Genomic DNA, 21,380 nt, shown 5'->3' with positions numbered 1-21,380 from the left:
GTTCCATCATATTTATCCCTTTGATGTGAACGTATAGGAGCACCCGGCTTGTCCTGTGAACGAAACGGGGGCAAGGCCGGGAGCATCTAAGCGACAATGGCCAGAAACTGTGCAAGTTACAATCGCTTCAGTAACAAGCCCCTCTGTCCAGGCAAAATCGAGGGTATATCCACCCCTTGCCCGCAGACCCTTGACGCTTCCCTCGCTCCAGCTTTGCGGCAAAGCGGGCAGCAGCATAATCTTTTCGGTGTGACTTTGCAGCAGCATCTCGGCAATCCCCGCCGTCCCTCCAAAATTTCCGTCTATCTGAAACGGCGGATGGTTATCAAACAGGTTAGGCAGCGTTGAATGCTGTAAAAGAGCCCGGACATTGGCATAGGCCTTGTCCTGATCCTTCAATCTGGCCCAAAAGTTAATAATCCAGGCCCGGCTCCAGCCGGTGTGACCACCGCCGTTCGCAAGCCTGCGTTCCAGTGTTGTACGCGCAGCTTGAGCCAATTCCGGCGTATGCTCCAAGCTGATTGCTTCGCCGGGATAAAGCGCAAAGAGATGGGAGATGTGGCGATGCCCCGGCTCCACCTCTTCATAATCCTCCATCCACTCCTGGATCTGGCCATACTTTCCGATTTGCGGTTTGGGAAGACGCTCCAGAGCGGAAGCGAGTTCTTCGCGGAACGCCTCGTCCACACCGATAATCTCTGCACTGCGGATGCAGGCACCAAACAGCGCTTCTATAATTTGAAAATCCATCGAAGCCCCTGCGCAGAGCACTCCTGACTCACCGTTTGGCAGCTTATAGGTATTCTCAGGGGAGACGGAAGGGCAGGTTATCAGACGGCCTTTGGCGTCTTCCATTAAATAATCAAGCAGAAACTGTGCCGCCTCCTTCATCGTCTCATACGCCTGCGCCAGGAAATAACGGTCCTGACTGAACTGGTAATGCTCCCAGAAATGCAGACACAGCCAGGCGGCACCCAGCGGCCAAAAGGAAGCCGGCAAGTAGGTATCCTGCGGCGCCGTGTCTGCCCAGATATCCGTATTGTGATGCGCCGTGAACCCCCGGCAACCGTACATGACCCTGGCCGTGACCCTCCCCGGTTCCCTCATCCGCTCAACCAGATCAAACAAAGGCTCATGGCATTCAGCCAGGTTGCAGATTTCTACAGGCCAATAATTCATTTGCGCATTGATATTGATCGTGAATTTGCTGTCCCAGGCCGGGGTGAAGCTGTCATTCCAGATACCCTGCAAATTTGCGGGCAAGGAGCCTTGACGGCTGGAAGAGATCAGCAGATAGCGGCCATACTGGAAATAGGTCGCTATCAGACCATTGTCCTCCTCCCCCTTCTGAAACCGCTTCAGCCGCTCGTCGGTCGGCAACTCGCTCTGGTGCGGGTTCTCTGGCAGCATCAGCTCCACCCGCCCATACAGTCCGCGGTAATCTGCGGTATGCCGGGCCAGTAGCTCTTCATAGGGAACCTGACTCAGTTCCACCAGCCGTCTTTTGGCGTAAAGGTCCGGATCAGGATGGCGGAACGAGGTTCCTGCGGCAAGCAGCAGCGTAACCGAGCTTGCCCCATCCACAAGCAAATACTCGCCGACGGTTCGGCAGAGGCCGTCTTCCGTGACTGCCTTCAGGATAGCGGCAAAGGAGCTACCCTCTTTGCCGCCGCAATCACCGCTCATAACCAGACCATTGTTCTGCCACTTTCTCGTTTTCTCCAGATATCTCCAGTTGTGGCGGTTAAACCTCGCCTTTAAGGATATTCCATCCTTATTGTCGGTGGAGATTCGTATGACAATGGCCTGATCCGGGTAGCTAGCAAACATTTCGCGGGTATAACTCACCTCGCCGATTCGGTATTTGATCCGGGAAACGCCGTGCTCCAAATCCAGCACTCTCCTGTAGTCCTCGACAGGCTGCCCGTGGCCGCCAAACGATAGCAGCAATTCGCCAAGCGGCAAATAGTGCCGTTGCGCTTCAGGAAGTCCTGCCATCGACATTGCTGCCAACTCCTCCGCCTCCCGCAGCCTTCCCTCCATAATCAGCTTACGAATCTCGGGCAAATGAAGCAGCGCATCCTCGTTGTTTCGATCACGCGGACCTCCATACCACACGGAATCCTCATTTAGCTGCAGCTTCTCTTCGGCCGTACCGCCAAAAATCATGGCACCGAACCGCCCATTCCCTATCGGTAATGCCTCGTTCCACTCTCCTGCAGGTTGGCTGTACCACAATCGCTGCCTGTGTCCCGTGTTTATCATAATTGGTACACTCCTTTAATCTTCTAGCTAGCAAGTGTTCTTCCGCACAAAGAATCATAAAAATGGATTGCGGCAGTCTTATACTGGTCCGCGCTTATGTTATACCGGTACATCACAGCAACAATTCAGAACCCCCTCTTCGTTATTCCAAAGTAATTGAGGCCAGACCGGCGCTGCCGTTGCCGGTATACGTAAAATACAACGCTTGCACGCCGTCAGGAATGGCCACTTCCGCAGCGTATTCCTTCCAGACATTTGTGAAGCCTACCGGTATCCTTCCGATAGCCGGTCCGTCCCACGACGTTTTTACTTCAAACGCACCTTGGCAATATCCGCGTACCTTAATTTTGACTCTAGTGACTCCCTCACACGCAAAATATTTAAACCCGGCCGTAGCCGAATCTGTCATATTGGCAATATAGCCGATTTCTTCGTCACCATCTCTGCCGTCTTGGGTAATCTTCGGAAAACGGCTGTCCATCCACGCTCCAGTAGGGCCAAAACCACCCGTATACATTTCCTCATCTTTGCAGAACAAATGGCAGGCCAGGTATGCCGGATATTCCCCCCGGCCTTCAAGTGGCCCTCCGTTCGAACCGCAGGATGTGATCTCCACCTGTGGAATAATTCCATCCTCTCGGAATTCGATTCGCTCGATACAGCCCTGTCGGCAGAATGCCGTACCATTGGTGTGCCTGTGATAAAAAACGTACCATTCACCGTTGATTTCAACAATGCTGCCATGATTATTGCCGCCATAATACATCGGTTGGTTCGCCGGCTTGTACGTATCAATATGAAGATCACAATTGCTTACAATGACTCCCTGGTATGTGAAGTCTCTGGTCGGATGCTGGCTGGTCGCATAGCACAGTTCATGCATGGAAATAGAGGAATAGATAAGGTAATAGGTATCTCCCCTTTTGCGGATAGAAGGAGCCTCAAAGAACTCATATCCTTCGAATCCACTTCCCTTGCTGTAAGGCTGGCTCGGCGCAACAAATACAGGTTCTTCGATAATCGTGAGCATATCCGGGCCAAGCACCGTTGCGATTGCGCCATGTCGGGATTGGTCTCCAAACGCGCAGAATCCGGTGTACAGATAGGTGTTCTCTCCTTCGGTCAGCACGCCTGGGTCAAACTGCGGCTCGTCGCCTTCTCTCTCCCCCAAACGTGTTCCATCGGCATATCTTACATAGCCGTAGAACACATACTTACCGCCCGGCTTGTCGCAGACAGCCACCGAAACGACGGGAACCTTGTCAAGCACATAATAGAGATAATACCGCCCGTCCGGTCCCACCGTAACATCGGGAGCATACAGGCACATGTTGCCTTCCGGATTAAGAGGGTCATCCGTAGTCTGATAGATTACGCCCTCATACTGCCAATCGGCCAGATTGTCCTCCGGCGCCGACCAGCATACATAATCGTTCAAGCAAAAAGCGTGCCCATTAAAACGATCATGCGAGCCATATATATACACTCTGCCTTCAAAAACATTCGGCTCACCATCGGGGATATATTCCCAGGATGGGAGATACGGATTTAATCCTTGTTTTTTTTCCATCTTCATTTCACCCTTGTCATTTATTAATTTTGTCTGTTTATGCGTTCACAATCACTTCCATGGAATAATCGTCATGCCACATCCAATACCGGTTATTGTTCTTGCTTAACAGATTGTCCCTTACAGTATAGTAAAGCAACTTGAATAAAGTCCATGACATATTGCCACTTAACATTGATCTATTCTTAGATTATAGGCGATGTACGGAAAAATGAGTTGTGGAGCGAATGACAGGCTGAATCACCTATAATTTCTTAAGGAAATGCTTTAATTTCTACACCTCCGGTTATGTTATACTTTGGGCAAAACTTATCCAATGGAGGATTGTTATGAATTTCTTTAAAGAAGGCTCCTTCTATACCGGAGAATACAGAAACCTGTTTCAGGAGAACGGATTGTCGGAAGAGGCGATCGAGCAAAGGCTTGACGACACCTGGAACGAATTGTTCTACGGTGCGCCCGATGTCCGAATCTACCATCCTATGGATGACGATAAGGGATATATCGTGGATACAGGTAATACAGATGTGCGGACGGAGGGCATGTCCTACGGGATGATGATGGCTGTTCAAATGGACAAGAAGGAGGAATTCGACCGGCTCTGGAAGTTCGCCAAGGTATATATGCAACATACGGAAGGACGATACAAAGATTATTTTGCCTGGCACTGCAAGTTGGACGGAACACGACTGTCGCCCGGTCCGGCGCCGGACGGGGAAGAATTTTTCGCAATGGCGCTGTTCTTTGCCTCCAAGCGCTGGGGTGACGGCGCCGAGCCGTTCAACTATTCCGAGCAGGCCAGAATCATTCTACGCGCATGTGTGCATAAAGGGGAAGACGGAGAAGGCGATCCAATGTGGGACCCGGAGACGAAGCTAATTAAATTCATTCCTGAGACCCCTTTCAGTGATCCCTCCTACCATATGCCGCATTTCTATGAATTATTTGCCCTGCAGGCGGATGAACAGGATAGCGTTTTCTGGAAAGAAGCCGCAGCCCGAAGCAGAGCCTATTTGCATACGGCTTGCCATCCGGAAACCGGCCTTTCCCCCGAATATGCCAACTATGACGGAACCCCAACGGAACCCCAGCCGCATGGAGACTTCCGCCACTTCTTCAGTGATGCTTACCGAGTCGCGGCCAACATCGGGCTGGATTATGAATGGTTCCGTAGCGACCCTTGGCAGGTGGGGCAGTCTAACCGAATTCAACATTTTTTCCGAAACATTGAAGTTACCGATTACCGGCGCTACACTATTGACGGCCAGTCCTTTGAGGAGCCATCCCTGCATCCTATCGGCCTTCTTTCAACCCTAGCCATGGCCTCTCTGGCTGCAGATGGACCGGATTCAGAATATTTCGTCAAGTTGTTCTGGGATACACCGCTACGCACCGGGGACCGCCGGTATTACGACAACTGCCTATACTTCTTCAGCTTACTGGCTCTAAGCGGAAACTATCGTATCTATTCCTAAATAAATAATAAAAAGAAATCGCCCTTTGGTTAATATGGAAGCACCGCCTTCCATCCCAAGGGAACGATTTCTTTTTTTATAATAATTCAACTAGCTCTTACTTTACCAACTAGATAACCAACCGTAAACACCAGTAACATAGAAAAGTATGCAATGATTGTAATAGTTGTTCCATACAATACATCTGTAAAAAATGAGGTTATTTTTGCACCTGACCATATAAATGAAAGCATGTAATGTTGACTGAAAAGTGCTAATGATAGGCTTCTACTTTCATCCTCTAAAAGTACGAATTGCCATAAAAATAGTAAAAACGAAAGTAACCAAAAACTATTTCCAATTAAAAAATTCTTAACTTTGTTTCCACTTAAACGGGAAATCTTCATTCCGACCCAGAACCAAAAGACTGCAAAGACAAGTTGGGTCAACAATGAAGGTACTATTACAAAGGTGTTTGAAAAAAAGCCATAAACAAATGGTATTATAGCCCATATGAACATTTTTTTATTTTCTGTCATTTTCCTACCTCCTTATTTTCCTTTGACTTTGAAATACGAATTCATCCCAACAATCAAGCGCGGCTCGCTGAGCCATATGGGGGGGAGTACTTTCATTACTCGTGCCCGAAGCCCCCGCAAGACTCGCGGAAGATGAACGGCGTCTCGAACACGATCGATTTCGGTTTGCCCAAAGGATCGAGAATCCGCTCCATGACCAAGCGGATACATGCGTCAGCCATTTCTTCAACGGGCAGTTTCACCGTCGAAAGGGACGGAAAGCTGTATTTCTCTGCATCATGGTCCCCGTACGTCAAGATTTCCATCATGTCGGGAATTCGGATACCTGCGCTGTGGAATTCAGGAAGGGCTGCGACGGCCATGAGCCCCAGTGGGAAGAACATCGCGGTTGGTAGGTCACCGCCTCCCTCCACAATCTTCTTGGCTGCCACATTTCCGCCCTCCATCGTCATCGGAGCAGATTGGATATGCCGCTCCTCCAGTTCGAGTCCATACCTCATGCACGACTCGACAAATCCTCTGAAGCGCAGATTGTTCTCCGAGTTAACGAGATAATCCGGCACAATCGTACCGACCTTCTTATGCCCGCGAACCGCGAACAATTCAGCCGACTTGCTGCCAATCTCATACGTATCTACATAGGCGCAGCTATAGCTGCTGCTCTTGCGATTAAAGATTACGGTCGGCACGCTTAACGGATGTTCTTCCAGGTAACGTTGCTCCTCTGCGGAGATGCCCGTCAATATCGCTCCATGATAGCTGCCTTGGTCGCAAATCTCCTTAATTCTGTGAATGTGCTTCCGCTTGTATGGCTGGATTGTCATATCGAATTCAAATTCTTGCTCCAGAATCGAGCTCTGAGCACCCACAATGAACCGCCCCAACAAATCCGATGAAAGGTCAGAGGGCCAGAAGGTAGCAATGGCCGGAATGTTCCGGGCATTCGATTGTCTCAGCCTTCTTGCCGAGACGTTGGGCAAATATCCAATTCCCTGCGCAGCTTCCAGAATCAGCTGTTGCGTTTTTTTCGAAATCCGCAATTCGTCGCCGCGGCCGTTGAGCACGATGGAGACCGTCCCTGTTGAAAGCTTCGTTCGTTCCGCGATTTCTTTAATTGTTGACATACTCATCCGTCCCATTCCCAGTAGTAATACTCCATTTATACGGAATGAAACCGCTATTGTCAAGAATGCACCTCTTGTTCTCTACCCTTCCTCCGGATGCTCCTAATTCGCCGGCGTAATCGTATTTCCGACGCTTTTACCATGTAACATCTATGTTCCGAATTTTTAACATTTCACTGCCAATACAATATTGACTTTTTAAACAGCTGGCGTTACGATTCACACGTAAGCTAAAACGAAAATGCTAATAGGAAAGGTAGTGATTGTTGAAAGCAAGATGCCAATCTAATGTTGTTCGTAGGAAGATAATTTGGGATTCTGAAGAGCGGTGAGAGGACCCGGTGCGTGACAGACGCACTGACTCTCGAATTTAAAAGGAGGAGAACATTTTGAAGAATGGAACAAGGTTGTTGCAACCCATTATGATGATGTTAATTATTGTATCCTTGGTATTCATGAATTTTCTCGGTCCAATGCCTGACGTCTCTGCAGCTACAGCCAAGTCCAAACCGGCATTCAAACAGAAGGAAGTCATCACAGCAAAAATCATAGTTAAGGAGGCACCTGTGAAATCAGACCCTGGCAAAATATCCGTTGATAAGAATGGTTTGGATTCCAATGGAAGAATGGTAGCCTATTTCGGTTCACCAACCATTGACGGAAATGTTGATCCTCTATGGAATAAGGCGCAGCCGGTCTTACCTAAGCATGTATCCGGCAATATCGATACATCGGCTACGTTCAAAGCGTTATGGGATGACCGCGCGCTTTATATTCTTGCAGAAGTCAAAGATAAAAACTTATCCGTCCAATCCGGAACACCGTACATGCAAGATTCAGTGGAAATATTCCTAGACGAGAACAACGACAAGACAAAAGAATATGGCGCGGATGACCTGCATTTCCGCGTTAATTATGAGAATGCGCTGTCTGTGGACAACGGAGATGCCAACCTGTATTATACGGAAGCGAGAAAAGTGAAAGACGGATATGTTATCGAATCGAGAATTGCTCTGAAGACAAAACCGAAAAACGGAACTGTACTCGGAATTGAATTGCAGATTAACGATGCCTTAGGAACGGAGCGAGCTGGTACCCTTAATGTGTTTGATGCAACGGGCACTACATGGAACGATCCGACGAAATTCGGCGAAGTTTTGTTTGCCGGAAAGGCAAAGGATGACGTTAGCGGATTAAATCCGTATGATCTATTGAAATTGATCAATAGTACGCTGAAGCTAGATTTCAAGCTTTATAACAATGCCAATATCGTAACGGATGCTATTACTAAAGTTGTAATTGAAAGCGTGCTCAATGGCCATAAAGTCACCCAGAAACAAATTGACGGACAATTTGCTGCGATAAAAGTTGCAATTAGTAAGTTAGAGATGACGGAAGAAGCGGCGAATGAGAAATACTTCAAGCCGGTTCCGGATGAATATCGAATGGAGAACGACAAACCTGGAACAATTGAAAGCTTGCATTACAAAACGCCTAATTTAGAGAATGGAATGGACGACAAAAAATTGAACGTTTATCTTCCTCCCGGTTATGAGGCTTCTGCTACGAATAAGAAATACAATGTTCTCTATCTGATGCATGGCGGCGGCGAGAACGAGGATCTCATCTTCGGCGGACCCGGCCAGAACAAAGAAATGAAGAAAATCTTGGACAATATGGTTGCCAAAGGCGACATAGAACCGCTAATCGTAGTGACTCCTACTGTCAATGACGGTAAAAATGATGTCGCTCTCTTCCACGAGGAACTGCTCGACACCATTGTTCCGTTGGTGGAAAAGAAGTACAATACCTATGCCAAATCCGGAAGTTTGGAAGATTTGAAAGCATCTCGAGAGCATCGGGCATTCGGCGGATTCTCCATGGGTTCGGTGACTACATGGTATACCTTTATCCATGCCTTAGACTATTTCAAATATTATATCCCGTTAAGCGGCGACAGCTGGATAATCGAACAGCGAGGTGGCGACCTCCAGCCGGCGAAAACGGCGGAATACCTTGCGAATGTTGCAAGAAAGTCCGGATATAAGCCACAGGACTATTACATCTTCAGTGCTACCGGCAACTTGGATATTGCATATCCAAACTTAAAGCCTCAGATCGATGAGATGAAGCAATTAAAAGATGTCTTCATCTATTCTTCGGATACGAAGAAGGGGAATTTCTATTTCCTCGTAGCTGACGGCGGTACACATGCATGGAATTGGCAGAACCAGTACATTTACGATATTTTGCCTGACCTGTTCAGTAACTAAGCAACCGACATCGCTTATGCTTAACGTAGAAGCTCAGGGCCAATTGTCCTGAGCTTCTGCGAAAAAAAAGCAATCCCCATTTAAACAACTATTCATGTTTCGTTTATTCCTCATTATTGGCGTAGATTAGGTTTCTATCGTCATCGCATAAAGCTCTCTATAGGTTGTGGGGGTTATCTTCTCATATTCCATAAACCTTTTATTGAAATAACTGACACTTGGGTAGCCCGCTTCATTCGCGATTTGACCGATAGAGCTATCACGGCGCTCCAGTAGCCATTGCTTGACCAATATTCGAGCAGAAAAGGTTCGGTAGCAGAAGATTGCATATTAGGAAGAAAATCCAATATCTTTTTATTACTTCCCCCTTGCTTCCGCTCCGTTAAAGGAATAGCTTGCTCATAGAACCACTCACCACTTAACCGACCTTACGGTCTGTTTGAAGTGGGAGATTCCTAAGAACACCAACCTAACGGTTCGTTTTTAATTAGGCGATCCCCGTCATTCCAACGGTTAGAAGCCTGATGGCTTCATTTTTAAGATTGATTCCTGCGTTAATATCTCTTTGATGATGGGTATGGCACTCTGGGCAGTCCCATTCACGTAGTCTGAGATTTTTAACATCTATGTTTTTGTAGCCACAACTTGAGCAGAGCTGGCTGGAAGGAAAGTTTCTAGCAACGGTAACGACTTGTTTTCCCGACCATTTCGCTTTGTATTCAATCATACTCTTGAATTGTGACCATGATACGTCGCTGATGGCTTTAGCCAGTTTGTGATTTTTAAGAATGGCTGTTTTCGTAAATATTATTGTTTTTTACAAAATGTCCTTTTAAGATTATTCGTATATAATGAGATTAAGTATTTCGAGTTGGGCGACAATTGATATTTATAGAGGAGGATATTGTTTTGATAAGTGTCTTAGAAAACATATATGGACTTTCGATAGCAATACTACTTTTATGTTCATTCTTTTATGTTAGACAGTTAAAGAAAGTTAAGCGAGAAAGAAAACTTACAACTTTTGAATTTGCAATGTACCTAATCACACAAATAGCAATTTTCCTATGGGTAGGAAGTTTCTTCCTTCTGAGATATGGGATATAATTTCTGATGATAATGTTATTTGAATAACAAAGTAATGAAAAATGGATTTATAACGTAAACTCTGAAAAATGTAATTCGAAATCTTTAACGGGATAGCAAGTGCTATCCTTTTCTTATATTTCAACACTATGCACTTCTCAACATTTGAACTGTATTGTGATTGGATTTTTGGCACGCTGAAATAAGCATTTGCTCTACCCGATTTTCAAATGATAAATTCTTGCCAAGGTCAAGCCAACGGAAGCAGTAAAGGTAGTTGTCAAGGTACTTAGTGGCAACTCCTTGAAAACGTGCCATCCAAGCCTTTAAATGATTGTGGAAGTTGTTGACGTGTTGGATGTGATAAATCCCCTTCTTAACACGTTGTTCTTGACGTTCATTTACCGTTTCGTGCTTGAGTTCCTTTATTTTGGCGAACTTCTTGTAGTTCGTGGCTGTATCCGTACATAGCAAAGCAGATGCCTTTGCGCAAGCAGTTCTTCAAGGGAAGCCACTCCCCTTTGCTGCGGTAGATCCGGTTTACAATATGAAGATTATTGATGCTTGTATCGCATCGGCTACGACAAGAACGAGAATAGAACTTAACGTATAGGGGTGTTTACTATGGAATATATACACATTGCAGGATGCCGTAAGCCAGTCTCACGAATGATGAAGGGTACTGATTATTTTGTCCATGACAGCTATGAGCTTGTGCGCAACAATATGGATGCTTTTATTGCAATTGGTGGTAATTCTTTGGATACTGCACATGTATATTGCGGTGGTCAAAGTGAAGAAGTGATTGGTAGATATTTAGAGGACCGAGGAAATAGGGACGAATTAGTCATCTTGACCAAAGGTGCACATCATGATCAACATGGGCAACGATTAGCTAAAAAAGATATTGCCTATGATCTTTCACTTAGCTTGGAAAGATTACGAACAAACTACATTGATCTCTACGCTCTGCACCGTGATGATCCCAATACACCCGTAGAACATATTATTGATGCATTAAATGAATATATTGAGGCTGGCACAGTGCAAGCGATTGGTACTTCGAATTGGACTTGGCAGCGCATACAAGAAGCCAATGACTATGCCAAACGTGCGGACTTAACTGGTTTTACTTTCAACAGCCCTAACTTAAGTCTTGCCAAAACAAATGAGCCGTTCTGGCAAGGTTGTGTTTCCACAGATGAAGAAACCTGTAAGTGGCATGAAGAAGTTCAAATGCCTTTACTATCATGGTCCTCGCAAGCTAGAGGCTTTTTTACAGGTCTGTTCACACCAGAAAATCGAGAAAATGCCGATTTGGTCCGTGTATTTTATAGTGATGCTAATTGGGAGCGTCTAAGAAGAGCCAAGCAGCTTGGGGAACAAAAAGGGCTGACTGCTATACAAATTGCTCTTGCCTATGTGATAAATCAGCCATTTCCAACTTGTGCATTGATTGGAGCACGCAGTGAAGCGGAGCTGTCATCTTGCAACGAAGGCGCAATAACTAATTTAACGAAGCCAGAAATGGACTGGCTTGATCTAACAGCAGATCAACAACAATAATTGATATAATATACTCACCGTCAACTGTATCTGAAGAAATCAAAGATACAGTTGACGGTGATTTTTACTGTTATATGTTGAACAATCGTCAACAACTGAATTCTTATCTCCAGTATCAAATTCCGAAACAATGCCTCCCGATTGGAGGTGAATGAGTTATTTATTTTCATAACGTACTAAGCCGTAGTTCATAAAAATAGGAACGATCCCCTTAGTATCTTCTCTGACCGCTTTAATTTCTTCATTGTTGATAGGAATTTGGATATCTGAATCATTCTTAATTTCCAGATCCGTCAGATACCATTTGATTAAGGTAGTAATATCACTCATATTGAGTATGTTCTTTTTATCTACCGCAATATAACAAATTCTAAAGTCATCTCTATCATTTTTTTGGATGGGGTACTTTTTCTAAAAATGTTTACGACTTTGAATTGTTAAGAGATATGGAAAGGAACTTGAGGTTTCGGGATTCTCTTATCCATCATTGCAAAATTTTCCGAAATCATCAATGTAACGAATTCTTTCGAAGTTATGGTACAGAAATCCAAAATCTTTAAAACGTACTGCTTTTCTTCTTCATGATTACCATTCAACACATTGCCTATGCTGGTGTCGTAAATAAATTCAGCTTCTTCCATTTTAATTATTAACTCTTTAGGATAGTTCATAAAAGAAAATCCTGCTTTCTCAGCAGACCTTGTTGAATCATTTACATTTCAATGTCCCTCGCAATATATTACTACCACGCACTCCACATGTGTAGAGTTGACAGGGAGTACAGACATTAAAATCGAACTGGAATGGCATTTGCACTTGTCATTATTGACGCCCCTATCGGGCATTTTTTCTTTATTCGGTAAATAGTATTCCCGGTGACGTACAACGTCATATGCGGCGAATGTGGGCTACTGTCAACGAAAGAAGAAGACGGTTCGGCGGGGAACGTCGTCCTTTCGCTTCCGATCGAAAGGCGATACGTTAAGTATAGCCGGGCATGCCACAATATGGAACACGACATTTCGAAAAATTGCGCATAAATTAAGTACGCCTTTTGTGGCGCTGACATACACTCGTTCCCCCGGTGTACCCCTTCACGATTACGTTTGAATTTCAGTTTCAAAAACGAATAGCGCCGATCATTTAGATCGACGCTGATTGGTTCTTCATAAAGGACGACAACCCACCTTTATTTCGTCACGATAAAGTTAGGGAGATTTTTTTCAAGATACTTAATTCTTTCCGAATAATCTTGTTTTGCAAGAGTTTCCGAAAGTATATTGTTCGACACTAACAAGTCATAAAATGATTTCAGCATCTGGGCTGATATAGCGGAAGTAATCATCATTCTTTGACCGTCGATCAGAACAGAAGATATTCTTTCAGGCTGTATAAGTTCAATCTGTACGCCGTTCCTGTCGATTATGAAATACATCTCCTTTACATTTTCAAACACTAAATGTTTTACTTCTGCCCCGTTTGCCAAGCGACTCTGAACTTCTTCCATTGAATATCCCGGAATCACATCATTTATCAGCAGCCATTTTGCAAAATCTTTTGCATCGACTTCATCTGTATCATATTTTTTCCAAACCGCGCCATTATCTTTGCTTATCTGTATTGTGTTATCCATCATGACACGAAGATATATTTCGTTGTCCATATAAACTGCACGATACTTTGAATCCATAAGGCTGTCTATCAACTTCGGTACATCATATTTCTTGTTGAATGTTAAATCGTGCGGCATTAAATCTGTAATGGTGCCACCTTGAGATAATACGGGCATTATATCTGTAGTGATTGCACCTTGATATAATGCGGGCACTATTTCGGCTGTAGGATTATCGACATCCGTAACAGCTTCCGTTTTGTCCAATGCAGAAGTCGCGAAGATGATAACGACACTGGCTACAAGCCCAATAGCGAGCAGCATCGTGGCGATAGTGATTTTCTTGGTTTTCATAATCGATATAATCCTTTCTTCGGTTGAGTTTTTGGAAAAGCTACTAATCATCGGCGACAAACCGATTTTCTTTTCTTCCAAACGTACAAGTGCCCTAGCATAAGTAGGTTTCTTGTTTTCTCCAAATTTCCGTATGACTGTTTCATCACAGAATAGCTCGATATCACGGTTGGCAAGGATATACATGACCCATACTAAAGGGTTGAACCAATGGACGCATACGCTAGTGGCAAGAATCCATTTTTTTAATGTGTCGAATCGCTTGATGTGCGTAAATTCGTGGGTCAGGATAAGCGCAAGTTGTTCCTCATCGTCATATTCTAAATTTTTAGGCAAGAGTACAACAGGCCTAAAAATACCGTAGGTAAGCGGAGTTGAAATATTATCTAGTTGCCTGATTTGAACATCTCGCCATAACAAATTTGAATGCTGCCATTTTCTTGTAAAATCATTTCTAATAGGAACAGCCATTTTATAGATTTTGCGACACCTTAAATGCGGAATGATAAAAAATAAAGCACATAACGTAAAACCAACTAACCACCCCCATAGAATAGGCGATATTTGTGAAGCTGTCTCCAATGGTATAATCGGCGCAGTCAAATGTTCTGTAATTGGGGGCATGATTACCGTAGTTCCATTAACAAATGTTGAACTTTCTGACGTGGGAATCAATTTGGGCACTGTAAACATTCTGCTTAAATGTTCCACTGCCGTAAAAATGCTAAATTGCGATTGAACTGAAACAGGTACAAGCAATTGAACTAGTGCAACACCCCAAAGAAACATAAAGGTCATTTTGGGCAGCTTATGAATAAGCAAGGAACGTAAGAAAATAACTGCAAGAATAAAGACAGAAGCCGAGATACTTATTTGAAGTAACGACATTCCCTCACCTCATTCCATGCTATCGATAAGACGTTTCAAGCGTCTAATTTCTTCTGTCGACAGTCGTTTCTGTCCCAATAATGAAGCAATCAGTCTGTCGGGGGCGCCATCATACATTTTATTAATCAGCTCTGTCGTTTCGTGTTCTTGTGCCTGCTCTCGTGTAACAACCGCATGGCAAACGAAATTAGGCTCTTGCCGCTCGATCGCCCCTTTATCGAGGCACCTCTTGATGATGGTATAGGTCGTTGTCTTGCTCCAACCTATTTTTTCTTTTGTAATTTCTGCAATCCTCTTTGCAGCGGTATCGCCATCTCTCCACAAGATTTCCATAATATTAAGCTCGCTATCGAATAGCTTCATAACCAAATGAAAACACCCCATTCATATTTATTCTACTGCTGTAGAATCACATATTTGTATTCTACTGAAGTAGAACCTTTTTGTCCATAGAGTCGTAGAATTTTATTACACCACTTCCCCAAGTACGTCCCCTTTCGCGATCGCTTTTGAATTTTATTATTCAAAACGAAAAAGACGCCGATTATTCGACGTCATTCCATCATTTCATATCGTCCAAAAACGCCCATTCTTCGGTTCCATCGTCCACCCATACGATAAGGGCTTCGCGTCGATCTCGACGACGTGGAAGGCGTTTCGGGCGCCGTTTAGTATCGCTGTCGTTCCCTTCGGCGTATGTATTTCGTTAATTGCATCGCATCATAAACGTACCATTTCGTAAATATGTTTTTGATACGGGGATCGTACCGAAATAAAGGGCGAAAAGGGGACGAATAAAGAAGATTCGAAGTCGTATCATAAACGAAGGAATTGAAGCGACTTGAAAAGCAAATTAACGAGACTAACGCCCGCTTCGATAGCTTATTGACCTCGCACGTTGACAAGGTAATAACTACAGAGCAGTTTAAGCAACAGAACGAACATATTACCCAACAGCAACAAGACCTTACTAATAAAAAGACGGAGCTAATATTAGCGATGGAATCGAAACAGAATTGCGACCAACAGTTACATGCATTCAAAAAAGAAGTAGGACGTTTCATTACGCTTGACTTCGACGACGAGCAAGTAATGAACCAAGTCCTGCAATGGTTAATCCACAAAATCGAAGTGTTTGAGGGCCAAAAGATTAAAATTCACTATAACCTTTCCAACCCTCTTCCACAGAACTAAGATACAGTCTAATCGGCTGTGTCTTTTCTTTCAACTCTTACTGTACACTCCACATGTGTTGTATGCGGAAACATGTCACATTCAGCAGATCAGCCGATCAAGTGTAACTTTTATATTTAATTGAACAAGAATCTCAGCAAGCAATCTACATATAAAGCAACCTCCCACTAGAATAAAGGGAGGTTGTTTAGTCAGTTTTGATATGCACTTCCACGGCTACCTATCTTTAATACAAGGATGATAAATTTCATCTCTCATCTGATTAGGATCATCGAAGATCTGAATATCATATTCAAAATCATAGCTATCCGCATTCGCCGTACTTCGAATATTCAGTACATCATCGATCCAAGCTAGATATCCATCCGAGCCATTACATCTAAATTACGAATCTAGCTTCATCTCGACTAACTTTGCACCTATCGACTTTGCATTCAGACGATGCGCTTCGTACCCTGTCATGGCGTCACCTCCTTGCTGGGAAATGAGCCGACATCCTTGAGTGCCGATGGCAGACAAAGATGATGGTTTCACATCGAAATATTCCATTATACGATAAAAAAATAACTGTTGTCAATTCAATATTGGAAATATATTAGAATATATGGTAATATATAATTATATGAATATTTAAATAAGACTAGGATAATCGTACGCAACTTCTTTATGACAGATTTTGATTGCGGTTTTTTTGATGTGAGAAACCATTTTCTCACTCCATTTCATCTATTGAAAACAAGCTAGCCAGAAAAAATAGGTGTTAATTAATACCTAAATATATATACGAGGAGAATGTGTCAGTGAACTTACTCAATGAAGAAATAACTCATAAAGTCTTTGGTATTGGAAGTATTGTGGATCAAAATGAGTCTGTCATCACTGTTGTTTTTAATGATTATATTAAAAAATTCGTTTACCCTGATGCCTTTGAAAAGTTTATCAAACTAAATGACCGGAATACCTCGAAATCTTTGCAGAAAATCATTGCCAATGAGGAAATAAGAAAAGAAGCACTTGAAAGAAAAGTTGAAGAAGTAAAGGCGTTGCAGGCGCTTGAACAGCAGCGTAGAGAAAAACTCAAAAACCTTAAAATTCATGAGAGCTCACAAATTGTTTTGTCGCTGGATGAAGAGGAACAACAAAATGTATTTACCGACTGGCGAGCGTCTACTGGCAAGGTTCAAAACGGAAAAAATAAAGGCCAACCAAATAGAGTAGCTCGTTTGCTTCCGAACAGTGCATGTCTTCTGACTGCAAGAGAATCGAATCAACCAGAAACAGAAAGACGTATTCTCGGCCTCTACATGGTAAACGAAACGTTTTTCGGCGATCTTAGCCATGATGAAATGGTCCCCGCCCATATGGAATTTAGAATTAAGCTCACAGATCAAGAAGCTGCAAATATGCTTTTCTGGAATTATTATATCAATAAAAACTTTCCTCAACGCTTGACCTGGAATTCTGGTAAATATCGTTACTTCGATAACATTTGGACTGCTCAAATCTTAAAAGATATCATAGCATTAAGAACAGATGAAGAAGAAATCGAAGAAGCTAAAAACTTCCTGGAATACTTCTGTCACATAAATCTACTTGACATGGATAATATCCCAAAGGCGCAAGGAGCTTTAAATCAATAATACTCAGATGACATTTAGAGACGGTCCGTATGCTTCATCTCATCATGAGACAAAGCATACAAACCGTCTCTTATTTTTTTCCCCAAACTATGAAAGCTGTCTCAATCATCTAAAGATGTCCGGCTGGGTTTCACTTTTTACCATTAGAATAACGATCTTAATTTTTCTTTAATACTATTAATAATCTTTTGTCCAATGTTCATTTCTGTAAGCGTAACGTCCCACAACACGACATTTGTAATCGGATTTGAATCATCGCTCGTTATTTTTATGGCGAGTTCATTTACTCCCTGTAGAGGAATTTGAAATGAGTCACGCTGAATTCTCCCGTTGCCGCCTGGTAAATTCAGTATCCCATAACCAATTGAATAAATTTCTGTTCCATCTGCGATAAATGAGATTTCACTTCTCCCGTTTACTGTACTGACAACATCGTCTGGTATCGCGACATATCCTGCCATATTGGCATACCCGCCGTTTAAAACATACGAAAACTTATTGGTCTTCGTGTTTTTTCTACTGTAAACATTTATTTGCGGATCAACCTTTGTTAGACCTGCCGAAAAACTGGAAAGTCTTTCATCCCACAATACAGACCCCTCTTCTAAAGCAATTTCATGCAGGGCAACGATTTCTCCGCCCCCCTTTTCTAAATAATTATTGATGCCACCAACAACAGTAAACGTACCAATTGAAATTACAATCGCTATCAGCATGATTCGAAAAATCCCTTTAAATTTATCTCGATCACGGTGCACTAACCGCTGTGCCCAAAATCCTACCGCCGCCCCAAGTGTATTAATTATGATATCGTCAATATCAAAGGATCCTAAACGAGAGAGCATTTGTAAGATTTCAATAATCGTAATAGACAGAATAAACAAGGTAATAAAACGAATGAAATTACAACGAAACAGAAGTGGGATGAACATCCCAAAAGGTATAAATGTTACAAAATTACCCAACTCAAAAAACCTTGATTGGAGGTTCCATCCAATTGGAAAGTGTAAAGGAATCCCTCTAGGTATTAGATTATACCGCATGTTAGAGTCTTGAAGAAAAGAAGCTCTGTTGAAACCTATATACAAAAAATAGAGCATCAAAACGGTATATAATGCTAACAGTATTATCGTGATTTTACGTAATTTTCCTTGATACATAATTACATCCTTTCTTCTACAAAACGGCTGCCTCATGTACAAATACTTATGATACCATTTTAGAGAACAAAGATTAAATATTTGTTAATTATCTCTTAATTTTCACTAATGATTGCTTGCCCTTCTCATTGTGATGGTGATCGTCCTTGTTATTGAAATTGCGCTCCTGATCATTCGTTCTCTATACTTTGTGAAGTACTGTCACATCTCAATTATTCATTAGAACATCAACTACTTTGTGCAGATTTTTATATTATTACTGCAAAAAGTTCATTTATAAATTTAGCATTTCTGATAACATATTTCTTAGATATACTTGTAAGCTAATATTATGAAAATAGGGGGAAATATGAAATGAAGTATGTATTAACAACGATCTTGCTTTTAACACTTTGCCTAAGTGGATGTAACAATAACCAAAATACCGATGCAGAGGTTGCTTTAAATGAAAACATATCTGAAATTGTAACAATCGATGTATCATCTGAATCCTTGACGGAAGATGGCAAATGGATAACGACCATAAATAGCACAAATGCTAAACCAGCAGGTTCCAACCTCTCCCCGCAGATAAGTTGGAGTGAAGTAGATGGAGCGAAATTATATGCTGTGTATATGATAGATATATCTGCCGGTAATTGGCTTCATTGGAAAGCACATAATGTAGAGGGAACAAATCTAGAGCTTGGAGTTAAGATAGAGGATAGCGATTATGTAGGTCCATATCCCCCCAGCGGTATCCACGAATACGAGATCATTGTATACGCTTTAAAAGCTGCTCCCGACAACTATGCTGGTTTCTTTAACTCTAGCAATCCTAATTTTCAAACCATTGAAGAAAAACTCGATACAACAGGAGATAAACAAGGCAATATCATCGGAAAAGGTAGCGTTATCGGCACTGTAACAGTTGGAGAAGCAGTAAAATAAAGTCCCTCATAGAAATCCTTTCCTGTATTGTAACGGAGTGGAGCTATATGTTGACTTAAATGTTTTTGAAAAATAACTGGCATCCTTAAATCCAACTCGATATGCTACTTCTTCTATTGGAATCTCGGTATTCTTTAATAATAACGTGGACAGCTTAAGTCGCATCTGCAAAAGATACTGTATGGCCGTTTTATTAATTGTTTTAACAAAAATTTCATTTAAACTGTTCCTATTCATACCGAACCTCTTTGTTAATTCACCAAGAGTAATCTCTTCACTTATGTTTTCATTCATATATGTAATAACCTTTTGAACCAGTTCAAAAGACTCTTTCTGAGCTGTCAACTCAATAGAAAGGGTCTTTTCCATTAACTCAGTTTGATAATTCCTATCTATAAAAAATAGAAGTTCCAAAAAATACGATCGGCTTCTGCATGGCCAAAATCCATCTTGCTGCTCAATCAATTCTCTCTCAATATGATTAAATAAACTTTGTACGATAAGTAAAGAGCCTGGATTTAATGGCAATACTTTTGTAACCATTTTCCCAAACTCATAAAAAGCATTTAATAGATAGCGATCCTGCAACGTTGTTATACTATTAGTATCATCAGTTTCACCTTTTAGCACGTAATATTGTAAAGCATCACTAATGACTTCAGGTCTGAAATAGATAACATCACAATCCAAAATATTACTTTTCTCATATTCAATTTCATCTTCATGGTTTAAGAATAAAAGTGCGGGAGCAGTAACATTTATCTTTTTCTTATTACAAAACACCACTATGTTTTCCTTATATATTAATGCTATTTTACATGTCATAGGATCATTTATATATGTAAACAAGTCGTCTTGTCTATTTATACATAAATACACAATTCTATTCCTTTCTTTATCATAACTTCTTGTCAATAGTTCCATGCTCTCACCACCTCCCCCTATAAATCCTGCACATTATCCCTTGCTAACAACGCCACCGCATCAAGCCGTGTAATGAAATCGATCCACTTCATTCGATCCCAAAAGGAGAAAAGTAAATCTCCGGACCAATCCAAGGAAGTGATATAGCTATGATGCTAAGCCGGATAGACACCGTTTATCTTGCGGTTGGCGCAACAGACCTTGAGAAATCTATTGATGGTTTGTTTGAAGTGAGAGAATCCTAAGAACACCAACCTAACGGTCGGTTATGGATTACATCTGATGGTGGCACTCAATATGCGACCTTCGACTTCACGACTTTTGGCAAAGCGAACACATCCAAGTTTAGGCAACTTCATGCGATTTTCTATGATACCTATATTTCCATTCGTATACTTGGTTGTATAAGATTGAACAGGTTTCTTTTTTGATTTAAAACGTAGTTGTTTGTTTTGCTTTTTGTAATAGCGTTGGAATGAATCGCTTAAGTTTTCGACCGATTTTTGAAGGGAAATACTATCTACTTCTTTAAGAAAAGAATAGTATTTTTTTAATTCACGCACAGCTTTGACAGACTCATATTTATTGAAAAAGGCACCTTTCCAGTTGTTTGATGGTAATTGGCCATTCTGTCTCATTTCTTCAACGATGTACCAATAGGCATCTTTTTCTTTCTGTTTGGCAAGGAATAAGTTGAAGACGAACCTTGAACAACCCATGGTCTTATGTATGAGTTCTGCTTGTTTTCTGTTTGAATAGATACGAAATTTGTATGCTTTATGTACTAACATGAGTCATACC

20 protein-coding genes and 4 pseudogenes are annotated in these 21,380 nt (G+C 42.3%); 8 read left to right on the top strand and 16 right to left on the bottom strand.

The genetic code is table 11. The features are described 5' to 3' along the window. Positions 1-12 precede the first annotated feature (12 nt). Both AC1TO9_RS03465 and AC1TO9_RS03460 read right to left on the bottom strand, forming a co-directional pair. Complete coding sequence (locus tag AC1TO9_RS03465) at positions 13-2,265, bottom strand: glycoside hydrolase family 95 protein (RefSeq protein ID WP_482058324.1); 2,253 nt, start codon at positions 2,263-2,265, stop codon at positions 13-15. Positions 2,266-2,407: 142 nt separating this feature from the next. After that, the gene (locus AC1TO9_RS03460) at positions 2,408-3,841 is read right to left on the bottom strand and encodes a family 43 glycosylhydrolase (RefSeq protein WP_482058323.1); all 1,434 of its coding nucleotides are present in this window, start codon (positions 3,839-3,841) and stop codon (positions 2,408-2,410) included. Between the two features lie 323 nt (positions 3,842-4,164). Between AC1TO9_RS03460 and AC1TO9_RS03455 the strand changes: the two genes are divergently transcribed. Continuing rightward, positions 4,165-5,310, top strand: coding sequence for a family 8 glycosyl hydrolase (locus AC1TO9_RS03455; protein WP_482058322.1), 1,146 nt, complete (start codon positions 4,165-4,167; stop codon positions 5,308-5,310). 86 nt (positions 5,311-5,396) lie between these two features. On the opposite strand, the gene AC1TO9_RS03450 is transcribed toward AC1TO9_RS03455, so the two are convergent. Beyond that, positions 5,397-5,828, bottom strand: a complete 432-nt coding sequence (locus AC1TO9_RS03450; protein WP_482058321.1) for a hypothetical protein — start codon at positions 5,826-5,828, stop codon at positions 5,397-5,399. 95 nt (positions 5,829-5,923) lie between these two features. Continuing rightward, the gene (locus AC1TO9_RS03445; RefSeq protein WP_482058320.1) at positions 5,924-6,952 is read right to left on the bottom strand and encodes a LacI family DNA-binding transcriptional regulator; all 1,029 of its coding nucleotides are present in this window, start codon (positions 6,950-6,952) and stop codon (positions 5,924-5,926) included. Between the two features lie 389 nt (positions 6,953-7,341). Here AC1TO9_RS03445 and AC1TO9_RS03440 point away from each other — a divergent pair, with 389 nt between their 5' ends. Beyond that, entirely contained in the window at positions 7,342-9,225 is a 1,884-nt protein-coding gene (locus AC1TO9_RS03440) for a sugar-binding protein (RefSeq protein WP_482058319.1), read from the top strand. A 126-nt stretch (positions 9,226-9,351) separates the two neighbouring features. On the opposite strand, the gene AC1TO9_RS03435 is transcribed toward AC1TO9_RS03440, so the two are convergent. Both AC1TO9_RS03435 and AC1TO9_RS03430 read right to left on the bottom strand, forming a co-directional pair. Next, positions 9,352-9,516: a helix-turn-helix domain-containing protein gene (locus AC1TO9_RS03435; protein WP_482055134.1), complete on the bottom strand. Its 165-nt coding sequence runs from the start codon at positions 9,514-9,516 to the stop codon at positions 9,352-9,354. Positions 9,517-9,712: 196 nt separating this feature from the next. Continuing rightward, positions 9,713-10,015: pseudogene (locus AC1TO9_RS03430) on the bottom strand (RNA-guided endonuclease TnpB family protein); the annotation flags it as partial. Positions 10,016-10,116: 101 nt separating this feature from the next. On the opposite strand from AC1TO9_RS03430, the gene AC1TO9_RS03425 reads away from it, so the two are divergent. Next, positions 10,117-10,332 (top strand): hypothetical protein, encoded by a 216-nt coding sequence (locus AC1TO9_RS03425; RefSeq protein WP_482055272.1) that lies wholly within the window; start codon positions 10,117-10,119, stop codon positions 10,330-10,332. 126 nt (positions 10,333-10,458) lie between these two features. Here AC1TO9_RS03425 and AC1TO9_RS03420 read toward each other — a convergent pair. Continuing rightward, positions 10,459-10,791 (bottom strand): annotated as a pseudogene (locus AC1TO9_RS03420) (IS1595 family transposase); the annotation flags it as partial. Between AC1TO9_RS03420 and AC1TO9_RS03415 the strand changes: the two are divergent. Together AC1TO9_RS03415 and AC1TO9_RS03410 are read left to right on the top strand one after the other, a co-directional pair. Beyond that, the gene (locus tag AC1TO9_RS03415) at positions 10,763-10,924 is read left to right on the top strand and encodes a hypothetical protein (protein ID WP_482055133.1); all 162 of its coding nucleotides are present in this window, start codon (positions 10,763-10,765) and stop codon (positions 10,922-10,924) included. The pseudogene AC1TO9_RS03420 and the gene AC1TO9_RS03415 sit on opposite strands and share 29 nt — an antisense overlap. 11 nt (positions 10,925-10,935) lie before the next feature. Beyond that, complete coding sequence (locus tag AC1TO9_RS03410; RefSeq protein WP_482058318.1) at positions 10,936-11,877, top strand: aldo/keto reductase; 942 nt, start codon at positions 10,936-10,938, stop codon at positions 11,875-11,877. 198 nt (positions 11,878-12,075) lie between these two features. On the opposite strand, the pseudogene AC1TO9_RS03405 reads toward AC1TO9_RS03410, so the two are convergent. The 4 genes and pseudogenes from AC1TO9_RS03405 to AC1TO9_RS03390 form a co-directional block, all read right to left on the bottom strand. Beyond that, positions 12,076-12,258, bottom strand: a pseudogene (locus AC1TO9_RS03405) (SF0329 family protein); the annotation flags it as partial. A 56-nt stretch (positions 12,259-12,314) separates the two neighbouring features. Then, on the bottom strand, positions 12,315-12,548 hold the full coding sequence (locus AC1TO9_RS03400) for a hypothetical protein (RefSeq protein ID WP_482058317.1): 234 nt from the start codon (positions 12,546-12,548) through the stop codon (positions 12,315-12,317). A 518-nt stretch (positions 12,549-13,066) separates the two neighbouring features. Continuing rightward, entirely contained in the window at positions 13,067-14,731 is a 1,665-nt protein-coding gene (locus tag AC1TO9_RS03395; RefSeq protein ID WP_482058316.1) for a M56 family metallopeptidase, read from the bottom strand. Positions 14,732-14,740: 9 nt separating this feature from the next. Further along, complete coding sequence (locus tag AC1TO9_RS03390; protein ID WP_482058315.1) at positions 14,741-15,115, bottom strand: BlaI/MecI/CopY family transcriptional regulator; 375 nt, start codon at positions 15,113-15,115, stop codon at positions 14,741-14,743. 447 nt (positions 15,116-15,562) lie between these two features. Between AC1TO9_RS03390 and AC1TO9_RS03385 the strand changes: the two genes are divergently transcribed. Then, complete coding sequence (locus AC1TO9_RS03385) at positions 15,563-15,925, top strand: hypothetical protein (RefSeq protein WP_482058314.1); 363 nt, start codon at positions 15,563-15,565, stop codon at positions 15,923-15,925. Positions 15,926-16,141: 216 nt separating this feature from the next. On the opposite strand, the pseudogene AC1TO9_RS03380 reads toward AC1TO9_RS03385, so the two are convergent. Continuing rightward, positions 16,142-16,297 (bottom strand): annotated as a pseudogene (locus AC1TO9_RS03380) (DNA/RNA helicase domain-containing protein); the annotation flags it as partial. A 12-nt stretch (positions 16,298-16,309) separates the two neighbouring features. Then, entirely contained in the window at positions 16,310-16,474 is a 165-nt protein-coding gene (locus AC1TO9_RS03375) for a hypothetical protein (RefSeq protein WP_482058313.1), read from the bottom strand. A gap of 251 nt (positions 16,475-16,725) precedes the next feature. Between AC1TO9_RS03375 and AC1TO9_RS03370 the strand changes: the two genes are divergently transcribed. Next, on the top strand, positions 16,726-17,565 hold the full coding sequence (locus tag AC1TO9_RS03370; RefSeq protein WP_482058312.1) for a malate synthase: 840 nt from the start codon (positions 16,726-16,728) through the stop codon (positions 17,563-17,565). Between the two features lie 143 nt (positions 17,566-17,708). Here AC1TO9_RS03370 and AC1TO9_RS03365 read toward each other — a convergent pair whose 3' ends face one another. Next, a complete protein-coding gene (locus tag AC1TO9_RS03365; protein WP_482058407.1) occupies positions 17,709-18,665 on the bottom strand; it encodes a VanZ family protein in 957 nt (318 codons plus the stop codon). Positions 18,666-19,079: 414 nt separating this feature from the next. Between AC1TO9_RS03365 and AC1TO9_RS03360 the strand changes: the two genes are divergently transcribed. After that, on the top strand, positions 19,080-19,655 hold the full coding sequence (locus AC1TO9_RS03360) for a YbhB/YbcL family Raf kinase inhibitor-like protein (protein ID WP_482055127.1): 576 nt from the start codon (positions 19,080-19,082) through the stop codon (positions 19,653-19,655). Positions 19,656-19,661: 6 nt separating this feature from the next. Here the strand turns inward: AC1TO9_RS03360 and AC1TO9_RS03355 are convergent, their stop codons facing one another. Continuing rightward, positions 19,662-20,579, bottom strand: coding sequence for a helix-turn-helix domain-containing protein (locus AC1TO9_RS03355; protein ID WP_482055126.1), 918 nt, complete (start codon positions 20,577-20,579; stop codon positions 19,662-19,664). A gap of 266 nt (positions 20,580-20,845) precedes the next feature. Continuing rightward, positions 20,846-21,370, bottom strand: coding sequence for a helix-turn-helix domain-containing protein (locus AC1TO9_RS03350; protein WP_482058311.1), 525 nt, complete (start codon positions 21,368-21,370; stop codon positions 20,846-20,848). Positions 21,371-21,380 lie beyond the last annotated feature (10 nt).

Source organism: Paenibacillus sp. Y916 (genome assembly GCF_056786435.1).
The sequence above is the reverse complement of the archived record's forward strand: the minus strand, read 5'-3'. Positions and strand labels throughout refer to the sequence as shown.

Coding starts and splice junctions, on each gene's coding strand:
- AC1TO9_RS03360 (WP_482055127.1), top strand. CDS start 19,080: ATGAAGTATGTATTAACAACGATCTTGCTTTTAACACTTTGCCTAAGT.
- AC1TO9_RS03365 (WP_482058407.1), bottom strand. CDS start 18,665: ATGCTCTATTTTTTGTATATAGGTTTCAACAGAGCTTCTTTTCTTCAA.
- AC1TO9_RS03460 (WP_482058323.1), bottom strand. CDS start 3,841: ATGAAGATGGAAAAAAAACAAGGATTAAATCCGTATCTCCCATCCTGG.
- AC1TO9_RS03375 (WP_482058313.1), bottom strand. CDS start 16,474: ATGGAATATTTCGATGTGAAACCATCATCTTTGTCTGCCATCGGCACT.
- AC1TO9_RS03400 (WP_482058317.1), bottom strand. CDS start 12,548: ATGAACTATCCTAAAGAGTTAATAATTAAAATGGAAGAAGCTGAATTT.
- AC1TO9_RS03395 (WP_482058316.1), bottom strand. CDS start 14,731: ATGTCGTTACTTCAAATAAGTATCTCGGCTTCTGTCTTTATTCTTGCA.
- AC1TO9_RS03455 (WP_482058322.1), top strand. CDS start 4,165: ATGAATTTCTTTAAAGAAGGCTCCTTCTATACCGGAGAATACAGAAAC.
- AC1TO9_RS03355 (WP_482055126.1), bottom strand. CDS start 20,579: ATGGAACTATTGACAAGAAGTTATGATAAAGAAAGGAATAGAATTGTG.
- AC1TO9_RS03350 (WP_482058311.1), bottom strand. CDS start 21,370: ATGTTAGTACATAAAGCATACAAATTTCGTATCTATTCAAACAGAAAA.
- AC1TO9_RS03445 (WP_482058320.1), bottom strand. CDS start 6,952: ATGTCAACAATTAAAGAAATCGCGGAACGAACGAAGCTTTCAACAGGG.
- AC1TO9_RS03465 (WP_482058324.1), bottom strand. CDS start 2,265: ATGATAAACACGGGACACAGGCAGCGATTGTGGTACAGCCAACCTGCA.
- AC1TO9_RS03450 (WP_482058321.1), bottom strand. CDS start 5,828: ATGACAGAAAATAAAAAAATGTTCATATGGGCTATAATACCATTTGTT.
- AC1TO9_RS03410 (WP_482058318.1), top strand. CDS start 10,936: ATGGAATATATACACATTGCAGGATGCCGTAAGCCAGTCTCACGAATG.
- AC1TO9_RS03390 (WP_482058315.1), bottom strand. CDS start 15,115: ATGGGGTGTTTTCATTTGGTTATGAAGCTATTCGATAGCGAGCTTAAT.